10 protein-coding genes are annotated in these 12883 nt (G+C 50.4%); 3 read left to right on the top strand and 7 right to left on the bottom strand.

All coding sequences use genetic code 11. The features are described 5' to 3' along the window. The 7 genes from ACJJIL_RS21865 to ACJJIL_RS21835 all read right to left on the bottom strand — a co-directional run bounded on the left by ACJJIL_RS21865 (position 1) and on the right by ACJJIL_RS21835 (position 9118). Positions 1–903 carry a DUF58 domain-containing protein gene (locus tag ACJJIL_RS21865; protein ID WP_444940294.1) on the bottom strand — a complete coding sequence of 301 codons (903 nt, stop codon included), beginning with the start codon at positions 901–903 and terminating at the stop codon, positions 1–3. 5 nt (positions 904–908) lie between these two features. Further along, complete coding sequence (locus ACJJIL_RS21860) at positions 909–1907, bottom strand: AAA family ATPase (RefSeq protein WP_444940293.1); 999 nt, start codon at positions 1905–1907, stop codon at positions 909–911. 2 nt (positions 1908–1909) lie between these two features. Beyond that, entirely contained in the window at positions 1910–2635 is a 726-nt protein-coding gene (locus ACJJIL_RS21855) for a DUF4159 domain-containing protein (RefSeq protein ID WP_282930459.1), read from the bottom strand. Between the two features lie 214 nt (positions 2636–2849). Then, complete coding sequence (locus ACJJIL_RS21850; RefSeq protein WP_445360758.1) at positions 2850–4481, bottom strand: TldD/PmbA family protein; 1632 nt, start codon at positions 4479–4481, stop codon at positions 2850–2852. A 27-nt stretch (positions 4482–4508) separates the two neighbouring features. Beyond that, positions 4509–5840, bottom strand: coding sequence for a TldD/PmbA family protein (locus ACJJIL_RS21845; protein ID WP_445360757.1), 1332 nt, complete (start codon positions 5838–5840; stop codon positions 4509–4511). 35 nt (positions 5841–5875) lie between these two features. After that, positions 5876–7507, bottom strand: a complete 1632-nt coding sequence (locus ACJJIL_RS21840; protein WP_445360756.1) for a TldD/PmbA family protein — start codon at positions 7505–7507, stop codon at positions 5876–5878. Positions 7508–7705: 198 nt separating this feature from the next. Continuing rightward, on the bottom strand, positions 7706–9118 hold the full coding sequence (locus tag ACJJIL_RS21835; protein WP_445360755.1) for a nicotinate phosphoribosyltransferase: 1413 nt from the start codon (positions 9116–9118) through the stop codon (positions 7706–7708). 736 nt (positions 9119–9854) lie between these two features. On the opposite strand from ACJJIL_RS21835, the gene ACJJIL_RS21830 reads away from it, so the two are divergent. Genes ACJJIL_RS21830 through ACJJIL_RS21820 form a run of 3 tightly spaced genes read left to right on the top strand, consistent with a single transcriptional unit; the run spans position 9855 to position 12880 of the window. Beyond that, positions 9855–10517: a PspA/IM30 family protein gene (locus ACJJIL_RS21830; protein ID WP_445360754.1), complete on the top strand. Its 663-nt coding sequence runs from the start codon at positions 9855–9857 to the stop codon at positions 10515–10517. Further along, positions 10517–11170 carry a YqiJ family protein gene (locus ACJJIL_RS21825; protein ID WP_282930452.1) on the top strand — a complete coding sequence of 218 codons (654 nt, stop codon included), beginning with the start codon at positions 10517–10519 and terminating at the stop codon, positions 11168–11170. The genes ACJJIL_RS21830 and ACJJIL_RS21825 overlap by 1 nt, the downstream gene beginning before the upstream one ends. After that, complete coding sequence (locus tag ACJJIL_RS21820; RefSeq protein ID WP_445360753.1) at positions 11171–12880, top strand: flotillin family protein; 1710 nt, start codon at positions 11171–11173, stop codon at positions 12878–12880. Positions 12881–12883 lie beyond the last annotated feature (3 nt).

Genomic DNA, 12883 nt, shown 5'->3' with positions numbered 1-12883 from the left:
TCAGCACAACCTGCCGTGCAGTTGAATAAATTGCCGCAGTGACTTTTCCACAGGCTGCTCGATAAGGTCGGTCTGCAGTGAACACTCCTGTGTGGCAAAGCGTGCTTTTAACTCGCTCTGCGCTTGAGCAAAAGCATCCAGGTAAGACTGGCGTTGCCGCTCGGCATCCACTTCTAAAGTAGCGGGAGTACTGGCGCTTACTTCTGGATTGAGCAGCTTTAGCTCTCCGCCAAAAGGAAAAGTCTGTTCTGCCTCAATTAACAATTGCAGTGGCAGGCAGGGGCGGCCGGCGGCATGCAGGCGTGCGGCAAAATCGCCGATCTCATTACCCTGTTCAAAAAAATCACTCAGTAACACCACCTGACAGGGCCGCTCAAAGTATTGCCACAGTGGCGCCAGTTGAGTGTGATCTGGCCAGTGGTCGCTGGCGTCGAGTTGTTGTAGCTGAAGAGCGATTTGACGCTGGTGGCTCTCGCCCTGGCCTTCGGGCACATAAACCGTCCGACGGCTGTTAAACGCCAATAGGGAATAGCTGTCTCCCTGGGCGTTGAGCAGCCAGCAGAGGCTGGCAATCCAGCACTTGGCGTAATGCAGTTTATTCAGGCTGGGCTCGACAAAGCTTGCCTGGCTCAGGGAGGCGCTGGTATCGAGCACAAAGCACACGTGCATACGGCTCTCCTGCTCGGTCTCGCGCACATAGTAGCGATCGCTGCGGGCAAACAGTTTCCAGTCGATATGGCGGATGGAATCACCCGCTTGATAGCCTCGGTATTGATGAAATTCCAGGCCGGTGCCACGGCGCTGGCTGTGTTGCACACCGAGCATCACGCCCTCGGCAATATGCCGCGATAGCCATACCAGATCGCGACAGCTGGCCAGGGTTTTGGGGGACAGGTATTCCACGCTGATTAGCCCTGGCCCGGTTCAGGCACCGCTGCCAGTAATTCTTCAATCAGCTGTGGCATCTGCACGCCATCGGCCTGGGCCTGGAAGCTGAGCAGCACCCGGTGGCGCAGCACTGGCAGTAACAAGCTGCGGATATCCTCGCGGGTGACGGCGAGGCGTCGTTGCAAAAGGGCCCGCGCCTTGGCGGCGAGAATCAGAGCCTGCCCCGCGCGAGGGCCGGCGCCCCACTTGATCCACTGTTGCAGGGTATCGCTGCCGCTGGTTTCCATACGGGTAGCGCGCACTAGTGCCGCCACGTAGCGGTACAAATCGTCGCTGACATGAATTTCCCGCACCAGTTTCTGCATTTCGCGCAATTGCTCCGCATCCAGGCTGGGGCTGGGTTTGACCCTGCTGGCACCGGTGGTGGAGCGCAGGATTTCAACTTCATCCCGCTCATCGGGATAGTCGATATGAATATTTAACAGGAAGCGGTCCAGCTGAGCTTCCGGCAGGGGATAGGTGCCGGCCTGCTCGATGGGGTTTTGTGTGGCCAGTACGAAATAGGGATCGGGCAATTTCAGTGTTTTACCGCCCACGGTTACCGAGCCTTCCTGCATGGATTCCAATAGGGCTGCCTGGGTTTTCGGCGGTGTGCGGTTAATTTCATCGGCGAGCAGGATATTGGTGAAAACCGGGCCCTGCTGGAATTTAAAAAAGCGCTTGCCGGTGCTGTGATCCTCTTCGAGGATCTCACTGCCGAGAATATCTCCGGGCATTAAATCCGGGGTGAACTGTACCCGCTTAAAATCCAGCGCACTGGCATCGGCGAGGGTTTTTACCAGCAGGGTTTTACCCAGTCCCGGCACCCCTTCGAGTAGGGCGTGGCCGCCGGCCAACAGGCAGATCAGCATCTGTTCCACCACAGGTTTCTGGCCGACAATCACCCGCGCAATTTCCTGTTGAAGATTGTCGAGGCTGTGCAGTTGTTCTTCGATACTATTTTCCAGGGTGGTCAGCATAATCAGCTCGTCAGTGCGTAAATAACAATGTTCACCGCAAATTTTGTGTTATCGATGGCGAGCCAGCGTTTGTTGCGGTAGTCGTAGTCCCATTCGCAGCCGAAATCTTTGTTGCTGTAAAGCACGGCGATACGGCCGTTTACAACAATGGCTTTCAGGTAGTCGTGTACCAGATCATCACCCCAGCCATTTAATTCAAAGCTGGTTACCGGCAATTCATCGAATTGAAAGAAACAGCGGTAGAGGTCGTGATTGTCCGGGAGTTTTTGCAGGCAGTCTTCGCCAAACAGCTCGGCCATTTGCGCTTCGAAGGATTTGGCAAAGAGACCGTCGATATCGTGGTTGCAGTCGTCAACAAATACAAAGCCACCGCGATTGACGTAATCGCGAAAATTCTTTGCCTCTTCCGTAGTGAATTGCACCAGCTTGTGTCCGGCCAGGTAGCAAAAAGGCGCCAGCAGCATTTTCTTATCGGCCAGCGGCACTATGTGCTCTTTGGGATCAACCCTGAGATTGGTGTATTCCACCAGTGAATTGAGCAGGTTGGAGGGCATGCGCTGATCCACATCCCAGTCACCGGACTCGTACATCAAGCGGGTGAAATAAAAATCGTAGTGCTCCTGTGCACTACCCGGTGCGGTATTTTGCGCGCGTGTACCCAGCGGCAATGCTGCGGCGCAGCTGCCCAGGATCAGGCGCTGAAGAAAAGCCTTGCGGGTGAGGGACACGGGATAACTCTGTTACTGCGTTGGTTTTTATTGTTGAGAGCAAAGGAAAGAAGGTGCTCCGTTCGAGACACGCTGTAAATACATCCATGTACGCTCGTAATCGGCATCCATGCCTCATACGGTCTCGAACGGAGCACCTTCTTTCCTTCTACCCATTTATTTTCAATGCAGGGAGCTGACAGGTTTGCTGGCCAGCTCCCGCCTGGATCAATGGCTAGCCCAGCTTGCGCTTGGTGTTAATCACATTGATACCGTCGAAGCGTGCAGTGGAACTACCGTGGGATACCGCACTGGTTTGCATCGGCTGTCCCTTACCGTCAAAGAAGGAACCACCAAGGCGGTAATCATCTTTGTCGCAGACCTGCGAACATGCATTCCAGAATTCCTGGGTGTTGGACTGGTAGGCGACGTCCTCCACCATACCGGTAATCTTGCCGTCTTCAATTTCGTAGAACAGCTGTCCACCGAACTGGAAGTTGTAGCGCTGCTGGTCGATGGAGAAGGAACCGGCACCCACAATATAAATGCCTTTTTCCACATCCTTGATCATATCGTCGACGCTCAGCTCCTCCTTGCCAGGCAACAGCGAAACGTTGGACATGCGCTGGAATTGCACGCTGGACCAGCTGTCGGCGTAGCAGCAGCCGTGGGATTTCTTTTGCCCCAGCATATGTACCTGATCGCGGGTGGCCTGGTAGTTCACCAGCACACCGTCTTTTACCAGATCCCAGTTGCGGGTCTTCACGCCTTCATCGTCGTAGCCGACGGCGCCGAGAGAGCCGGGCTGTACCTTATCAGCAAACAGGTTGACCTTGTCGCTGCCGTATTGGAATTTGCCGCTGCGCCATTTATCGATAGTGGCGAAAGAGGTTCCGGCAAAGTTGGCCTCGTAGCCGAGCACGCGGTCCAGCTCAAGTGGGTGGCCGACGGATTCATGTATGGTGAGCCAGAGGTGGCTTGGGTCCAGCACCAGGTCGTACTTGCCCGGTTTGACCGATTTAGCCGTAAGCTTTTCCTTGGCTTGTTGCGCCGCCAGGCGTGCGTCTTCGGCCATATCGTAGGAATCGCGGTAGAGCACTGTCTGCGCTTGGATCTTGTCTTCGGCGCGGCCATCCAGGTATTCAAAGCCGCGTCCTACCGGCTGGCTGAGGCCCTGGCGGGTACGGAAGCCGCCAGTTTTCTTGTCTACTGCGGTGACCGAGAAGGGCGCCCACAAACGGTGAACATCCTGGTCGATATAGGAGCCGTCGGTAGAGGCAAAATACTTTTGTTCATTCACCAGGTACAACATGGAATTGATATAACTGGCGCCGGCATCCATAGCGGACTTGTTCACGTCCATTAACAGGTCCACCTTGTCGGCCAGGGGGATCTGCATAGCGTTTTTCTGGATGGGTGTCTGCCAGCTCACCTCGCCGTGGCCTTTTACCGGAGCCAGCTGAACTGGCTCCTGCTGGTACTTGGAGTTGGCCTTGGCGGTAGCTACTGCCTGGCGGGTGGCGCGAGCGACGCCATCGGCTGTCAGGTCATTGGTGGCAGCAAAGCCCCAGGTGCCGTTGGCAATAACCCGAATCCCCATGCCGATAGATTCGGTGTTCACCACGTCCTGCACTTTCATCTCGCGGGTGATCACGTATTGGTTCAGGTAGCGACCAATACGCACATCGGCATAAGTGGCGCCGAGTTTAGTGGCGGTATTAAGGGAGACATCGGCAAATTCTTTTTTTACTGAGAGATCAATACCGCTTTGCGTCAGTTTGCTCTCGGCAACCAGATTGCCGGACAGCGGCAACATGGAAACACCCAGGCCGGCACCGCTGAGCTGGAGAAATTTTCTTCTTTCCATTTCGTTATCCTCGATGGGTGCTGGCTGTTATACGGCGTCAGAAAGGCTGCTGAAGGTGAAGTCGCGCACTTTCAACGCGGGAATCATGGCGGACATGCCCCACATACCCACTCGCTGGGGTACACCCATATCTTCGATATTGTTGAGCATGATTACCGGGCTCTCGTTGAAGCGGAAGTTCTTCACCGGGTATTTGATCTTGCCGTTTTCGATATAGAAGGTGCCGTCGCGGGTGAGGCCGGTGAGCAACATGGACTGCGGATCGACCATACGGATATACCAGGTGCGACTTACTAAAATGCCTCGGCGGGTATTTTTGATCAGTTCTTCGGTGGTTTTATCGCCGCCGATCATAATCAGGTTGTTGGGTTCGGGGACCACTTCGCCTTTGCTTTGCTCGGCCCAGTAGCGGCTGCGCGCCAGGTTTTTCACTACGCCGTCTTTCACCCATTCGGTGCGTCCCAGCTGCACAAAGTCACCGTCGGTCCAGGGTTGAGCCGGCACATCGAGACTGGTGGGGTCGGAGTAGAAATTTACGCGCTTGTCGAACATCTTCTCGCCGGTCCGGTTGCCGCCGCCCTTTTTGCTCATAAAGCTGCGGCCTTCGTCGGCACTGCGCGCATCGAAGCCGCTCATCATGTAACCCACCAGGCCGGACACCGCATTGGGCTCAAGGATCACGGTGTACTTGCCCGGTTCCAGGGCACGGGCTTCCTGGGACAGGACTGCTTTGTCGATGGCGACAGAGGAGGTACTGCCGGTATTCATTGCACCGAAATCGGTAACGTCACTTTCGGCCCAACCAGAACCCAGACCATTCTCGGTGCGCATAGTTACAGTGAAATTGGCAGAGGTAGAAGCGTGGTAGCCGAACAAGCCTTTACTGGTGGCGACTGCAGCAAAAGAGCGCTGGTCTTCCAGGTAACCTGCGGCAACCACTTTCTTTTCCTTGGCTGCAATAATGGAATCTGCCGCAGCCTTGGCGCGCTGGTCTGGAGTGATATCTGCAGTGGACTTGGCAAAGCCGTCTACGCTGACATATTTCTGCGGTCCCAGCATCGGCATGGCTTCCGGGTTTTCCGGAGATAGCTTGGCCAGCTCTTCGGCGCGACGCATCACTTTTTCCAAGGAGGCATCACTGAATTCATTGATAGTGGCCACACCGGATTTCTTGCCGAAACGGGCCTCTACGGCCAGCTCGATATCGTTGACGATACCACTGGTGGAAACGCTGTTGCGCGCGTAGCGAATATTGCCGGTTTCGCTGCCGGCCAGCTGCGCGCTGGCTTCATCGGCGCGGCTGTATTTTAAAACCTTGTCGAGAATACGCTTCGCTTCACTTCTACTCAGAATGGCCATTGCCTTTTCTCCAATTACTTATTCTTGTGCGCCGCTCAGGAAATCTTGCGCTTGGTATTGATTACATTAATTTGGTCAAAACGGGTGGTGGAACAGCCGTGGGAGACTGCGCTCACCTGGCTCGGCTGGCCCTTGCCATCGAAGAAGGTTCCGCCCAAGCGGTAATCACTGCTGTCGCAAATCGCCGAGCAGGAATTCCAGAATTCCTGGGTGTTGGACTGGTAGGCGACGTCTTCAACCTGGCCGACGATCTCGCCGTTTTTGATCTCATAGAACAGCTGCCCGCCGAATTGGAAGTTGTAGCGCTGCTGGTCGATGGAATAAGAACCGCGTCCGACAATGTAAATGCCTTTTTCCACATCGCGGATCATGGATTTTGCCGAGTATTCTTTTTCGCTTGGCGCCAAAGAGACATTAGGCATGCGCTGGAATTGCACGCTGGACCAGCTATCGCCATAGCTGCAGCCGTGGGATTCCTTTTGGCCGATCATATGCACCTGATCGCGGGTAGCCTGGTAGTTCACCAGGATGCCGTCTTTCACCAAGTCCCAACGCTTGGTTTTAACCCCTTCGTCGTCATAGGCGACTGCACCGAGGGAACCCGGTTGTACCTTGTCGGCAAACAGGGTGACCTTATCGCTGCCGTACTGGAATTTACCGCTGCGCCACTTATCCAGGGTGGCGAAGGAAGTTCCCGCATAGTTGGCCTCGTAACCCAGTACGCGGTCCAGCTCAAGAGGATGGCCCACAGATTCGTGGATGGTCAGGCACAGATGCGAGGGTTCCAGTACCAAATCGTACTTGCCCGGATCGATGGACTTGGCTGATAGCTTGGCTTGGGCTTGCTCGGCTGCAAGCACTGCATCCTCGGCCATATCATAGGAAGCTTTGTAGAGCGTGGTCTGACCGCGAATCTTGTCTTTGTCGTGACCGGCCAGGTATTCATAGCCTCTCCCCACTGGGTCACTGAGACCGTTGCGAGTCTTGAAAGCACCGCTCTGCTTATCAACAGCGGTCACCTGCATAGGTGCCCATAGGCGATGGACATCCTGGTCAATATAGGAGCCGTCGCTAGAAGCAAAGTACTTTTGCTCATTGACCAGATACAGGGAAGAGCGGATATAGCTGGCCCCAGCTTTGAGTGCCCCATTGTTAACATCCATCAGGAAATCGACTTTTTCACTGATGGGGACCTGCAGGGCATTTTGTTCGATAGGTGTCTGCCAGGAAACCTCGCCCACGCCTTTTACCGGTGCCAAACGCACGGGCTCGGTTTGGTACTTGGCATTGGCCTTAGCTACGGCTACTGCTTGGCGCGCGGCAAGGGCGACGCCATCCGCTGTAAGGTCGTTGGTGGCGGCGAAGCCCCAGGTACCATTGGCGATCACACGAATACCAGCGCCAAGGGATTCTGTGTTGACGATATTCTCCACGTTGGTTTCGCGGGTCATAACGTACTGGTTCAGATAGCGGCCGATACGCACATCGGTATAACTGGCCCCGGCCTTGCGCGCGGTATTCAGGACTACATCAGCCAGGTGTCTTTTATGGGAGCTGTGCATGCCCTCATTGAGCAGCTGCTCCGCGCTGACCTGAATGCCCTGTAGAGGCAACAAAATACCACTGGAGCCGACGCCGGCGATCTTGAGGAATTTTCTTCTTTCCATTGGCTACCTTTACCCCACGAGAGCACGAGCACTCTCTGCGGGTACTTATTGTTATTACGACTGACGCTGGAGGCCTTGTGTGCACGGAGGTCAGACTTTGGATACGCACAACTAACAGGACCAACCTAAAGTTGTAAAGTACTCGCTCGGTAAAGTGAAGTTTCGTAGGGGTAAGACGTTGTGAGGGTGGAACGGGAATCAGAGGGCAGCATTTCTTCGAACTTTGTCGAAAGTAATGTCCTTTAGCAGGATACCGTTGCGGTAAACCGGCCTCAGCAGGTTAGCCTCTGATTTTAGGTCGCTCTGCGCAATAGTTCGAAGTGCACCATCATCGCTGCGAATCAAGGCAAGGCGGCCACCCTTGGACCTTTTCTCGGGTCCGGTTCTCGGATTCTTAAAAATATCGTACCAACGGCCATTGATACAGATAGCGCTGGCTTTCATAGCAAACCCCATCATATCGCGGTCAACTTTTTGTAGTAATCCTCCGCCCATACCAAAGGTCAGATTTTCTGTGCTTTGATTGTTTTCTTTCATTGCTTGGAGAATTTTCGGGATTACAAAGCGGGTGATACCGTCTCCTTGTATAATGCGAATAAATGGGGGTAGTAATCGATACCCTTTTTTATTCTTCTGCGAGCCAAATATCCGCATCAATCTTTCTATTGCTTCTATCACGACTTCCTCTGGGTCGCCGGAGTCAGGCCTTATTACTAATGTGCCGCCACTGTGAGTAACTTTATCCTTTAATTTTTTTCCCCAGATATTCTCTATAGCATTCCACAAATCGTAGCTATCGCTGACAACAGCCACAGTTTTTCCTTCCCCAGAAAATTGCTCAAGTATATTATGGTAAGCATCTTCCTCATGCTGTTGTCCCCAAGCGATAATTGTGCTGTGTTCAGCGGCGGGAATGGAAGCTCCAGGTACAGCGGCGTTGTAAAATCTTTTTGCGGCTAATATTCCGGATATCGTATCAGTCCCCTTAAAATTAACTAAGTGAGCCATACCTCCCAGCATCGCTGTTTCGAGACTGCTGGCTCCCCGAGCCCCGAAATCATGTAAACGATATTCCAGCGTATCCAGATTTTCCGCTGTTTCAAATAAATATTGTGAGATAATTTTCTTTATTTCGCGGCTCTGGGTAGCTACGGTTGATGGATACCAGATGCTCCGTAAAAGTGCGGTCTCAATATAAGTGGTGAGCCAAAAGCAGGAGGGGCAGGTATTAACAATCTGAGCTAAAACATTGGTTACTGGAATTACTTGTCCTTCTTCTATCGCTGTAATTTCAAGGGGCATTAAACCATTGTGGTCGTTTAAAATATGATTCCATCCATCACGGTTAAATGGCAGTCCATGGGGTTTTAAAATATTTTCAGCTTCATTAATTTGATGAAAACTGATGGGGGTGCTCAGGTATTGCTTGATAAACGCCTGCAAGCCAAAGAATACCGTCGACGCAAATTCACCGCCACGACACTCTACATAACTACTAATATGTGATGTTCCTGGGGGGTACTGCAGATAATGACTAGTTTTATAGCTATCGACATTGAGAATAGGATTTCCCAAGCACTCAAAGGATGAATTAGAGCCGGGCGCGTTCATATTTTCAAAACCATAAGTTGGCGTCGATTTTATGTCACTATTTGCCTGCTGTTATAGCGTGTAATTGATTTTTGAATTATATGCCAACCACAATGTTCAGTTTTACAGCGCTAATAGCTGCTACTTTAGCAAAGCATAAAAGCAAGCGACCCACGTTTAAAAACTTGTCATCCACTCATTTTATCTCCTATTGATTGACCTACTCTATTGGTATGTGTACATTTATATGCATGTGAGGCAAAGGAACGTCATGCTCAATGGACTCCAGTAAATTTCGGCGTGTTTACCGGCGGATGACTATGCCTACCATGGTGTCGATCGATCACAGTAGCGCTGTCACACAAAGTAAAAAATGCGTAAATTGGTTGCTGTAGAGAGAGGTTCGACAGAGCAAAAAAAATCTGCCCGGTCATAACTTTCCTGTGTAGAAGCGTTCCTTCCATTAATGACTTGTTGTTTGGGAAAAAGTCATCGCAGTTTACTAATTTGAGTGATATTGGAATTGCTCGTAGAGAATACGGCATTGATATAATTTAGTATTGATTCCAATCCTATTGAGCTACTTATAAAAACTCTGCTGCAGACTCGTAATACTTTGCAGAAAAATTGTCTTGTCGTCACAGCAGGAAAACATAAACAGTATCCATGGTGAGAGATTGGATACTGTTTCGACATCACTTGAAATTTGTAGCTAATGATAAGGTGGATTCTTGTATTTGGGAGCAGGAGATAAGTTATGAGTGAAGGGTTTATAAAGCGCATATCACGTTTAATCTCTGTGTCCGCCAATGCCGTCGTGGACTCGGTTGAAGCCACTGCACCAGAGTCAGTGATGGAGCAGGCAATTCGGGAGGTGGATGATGCAATTGCAGATGTGCGAGATCAGCTAGGGAAAGTTGAGGCATCCAAGTATCTAAATAGTAGAGCGTTAAGCGATGAAAATGCTCGTCATAAGCGTTTAGCTGAACAAATTGATATTGCTATAAATGAAGGTCGTGATGATTTGGCTGAAGTCGCCATTGCCAAACAAATGGATATTGAGGCGCAACTTCCAATCTTAGAAAAAGCGATCAATGAAAATGAGATAGAAATAAAGGAACTAGGTTCCTATATTCTTGCCCTGCAAGGTAAGAAACGTGAAATGCGTGAACAATTACAAGAATTTATTGCAATCAATAAAAAGGTAGGTAGTAGAGTTGCTGCGGATGAATATGGTAGGGATAGAAAGCCAAAAGCCCAGGTAGAACAAGCTACCGATGCATTTAATCGAGCAGTAGGTAATACAGCTATATCGACATTCGACTCTGGGATAGATGCCAGCAAATTAGCAGAACTTGAGGAGTTCGCGCGAAATAATCGTGTGAAAGAACGTTTAGCCAAGATTAAATCGGGGGGCTGATGATATTTTTATTGCAAGACCAAAACCTGATCTTTACCGGTGCGCTGATTTTAATGTTTATGATAGCGCTTCTTGAAGGTGTCATGACATTGATTGGTGTTGGTATTTCAGATTTACTGGATAATTTATTACCAGATTTTGATGTTGACGTGCCAGATACAGGGTTGTCTGGCGGGATGACTAAGATGCTTGGGTGGTTGCGTTTCGGTGAAGTTCCTGCACTTATACTGTTAGTAACTTTTCTGGTTAGCTTTGGAGTGACCGGCCTAGTAGCCCAAATGCTCATAGAGTCTCTTGTTGGATATTTATTGCCAGGCGGTTTACTTGCTGTAGCAGTCTTTTTTCTTGCGCTACCTCAGGTACGTTTTGTTGGCAACATTATGCGGCGCTTTGCTGTGGGTGATGAATCCGAGGCAGTTGAGAGAAATTCCTTTATTGGCCGTGTAGCGATTATTACGATCGGTAAAGCAGAAATCGGTTCACCAGCAGAAGCACGTTTTAGTGATGAATACGGAACCACACACTATGTAATGGTGGAACCGGATGAAAGTGAAACATTTAATCAGGGGGATAAGGTGTTACTGGTTGAAGAGCTGGGAGCACATTTTCGAGTAACTCGCCCCAGCAGTATACATCTTATGGAGAATAACTAAATGGAGAATCTAGAAGTGATAGGAAACCTACCGGTTATGGTATTTATTGCCGGGGCTGTACTAGTGGCCTTAATTGTTATTGGAACTATTTTTGCGCGCCTGTATACAAGAGCCTCAAAAGAGCGCTCATTTGTGCGTACTGGTATGGGTGGTCAAAAAGTCATAATGAATGGAGGTGCATTGGTACTACCGGTTCTACATGAAATTATTCCTGTGAACATGAATACTTTACGCCTGGCGGTTTCCCGTAAAGAGCATCAAGCGCTGATCACCAAGGATCGTATGCGTGTTGATGTACTTGCTGAATTTTATCTGCGGGTAAAACCGGATGTAGATGCGATAGCCAATGCTGCACAGACTTTGGGGCTGCGTACTTTAGACCCCGAAGCATTAAAAGAAATGATCGAGGGTAAATTTGTTGATGCGTTACGCTCTGTAGCAGCTGAAATGGAAATGGCTGAATTACATGAGCAGCGCAGTCAGTTTGTACAAAAAGTTCAGCAGGTAGTTTCCGAAGATCTATTAAAAAATGGATTGGAACTCGAGGCTGTATCTTTGACCGGTTTGGATCAAACCCATAAAGAATTCTTCAATCAGGATAATGTGTTTGATGCTGAGGGCCTCGCCAGCATGACCCGCTCTATTGAGACGCGTCGTAAAGAGGTCAATGATGTCGAGCAAGAAACTATGGTACAGATCGAGAAGAAAAACCTCGAAGCTGAACGCCAAAAGTTAGAAATTGATAAAGAAAAACGTTACGCACATCTGGAGCAGCAGCGCGAGCTGGAAAATCGTGAAGCTGCTCAGAAGGCGGATATTGCCCGTGAACAAGCAGAGCAGGAACGCGCAGCACGCAAGGCTGAAATTGAAGCCCAGCGTGAAGTGAGTCAATCCCAAATTGCTGCGGAACAGGCAACTAAGTTGCTGGAAATCGAGAAAGAGCGTCGCTTGAAAGAACAAGAGATTGAAGGTGAGCGTATTCTCGATGAACAGCGTATTTCCAAAGAGAAGTCGGTAGAAATTGCTGAACAGGAACGTGCCATTGCCGTTGCGGAGAAATCAAAAGAGCAATCCCTTGCTGACCAACAGGCAAACGTGGCCCGGGCTGAAGCCGTAAAAGCCGAAGAACAAGTCCGCACTGCCAAGGATGTTGAAGTTGCAGAGCGTGATAAGCGCATTGAAATTATTGAAGCTCAAAAAGTAGCGGAACGTCAGGCCACGGGTATTAAAGTAATGGCCGATGCGGAGAAAGCGGCTGCTGAAGATAAGGCCGAAGCGTTGCGCTTGCAGGCTGCAGCTGAAGCTGAGGCTATTCGTATTAAAGTTGAAGCTGATCGTGAAAAATATGCAGTGGACGCTGAGGGTCAGCGCCTGATGAATGAAGCCTATAACAGCCTGAATGAAGCCCAAATTGCCCTTAAGAAGGTGCTCAGCTTGCACGAAAATCTGCCCAATATTATCCGAGAAAGCGTTAAGCCGATGGAGAGTATTGAAGGCATGAAAATTATTTCTGTTGAAGGCTTAAATAGTGTTGATGGTAGAGCAAGCAGCGGCATTTTAGATGGCGAGGCTGAATCCAAAGGACAAAGCTTGCCTGAGGCTCTGGTGGGTAGTGCTCTAAAACATCGGGCTATGGCGCCACTAGTCGATTCGTTGTTAAAAGAAGCTGGTGTAGCTGATTTCAGTGCTTCAAGAGAGATAGAATCTTAATAA

It is taken from the genome of Microbulbifer maximicatervae (SeqCode) (genome assembly GCF_052468095.1).
This window is presented reverse-complemented; position numbering and strand designations above follow the sequence as displayed.

Coding starts and splice junctions, on each gene's coding strand:
- ACJJIL_RS21830 (WP_445360754.1), top strand. CDS start 9,855: ATGAGTGAAGGGTTTATAAAGCGCATATCACGTTTAATCTCTGTGTCC.
- ACJJIL_RS21820 (WP_445360753.1), top strand. CDS start 11,171: ATGGAGAATCTAGAAGTGATAGGAAACCTACCGGTTATGGTATTTATT.
- ACJJIL_RS21845 (WP_445360757.1), bottom strand. CDS start 5,840: ATGGCCATTCTGAGTAGAAGTGAAGCGAAGCGTATTCTCGACAAGGTT.
- ACJJIL_RS21835 (WP_445360755.1), bottom strand. CDS start 9,118: ATGAACGCGCCCGGCTCTAATTCATCCTTTGAGTGCTTGGGAAATCCT.
- ACJJIL_RS21825 (WP_282930452.1), top strand. CDS start 10,517: ATGATATTTTTATTGCAAGACCAAAACCTGATCTTTACCGGTGCGCTG.
- ACJJIL_RS21840 (WP_445360756.1), bottom strand. CDS start 7,507: ATGGAAAGAAGAAAATTCCTCAAGATCGCCGGCGTCGGCTCCAGTGGT.
- ACJJIL_RS21860 (WP_444940293.1), bottom strand. CDS start 1,907: ATGCTGACCACCCTGGAAAATAGTATCGAAGAACAACTGCACAGCCTC.
- ACJJIL_RS21850 (WP_445360758.1), bottom strand. CDS start 4,481: ATGGAAAGAAGAAAATTTCTCCAGCTCAGCGGTGCCGGCCTGGGTGTT.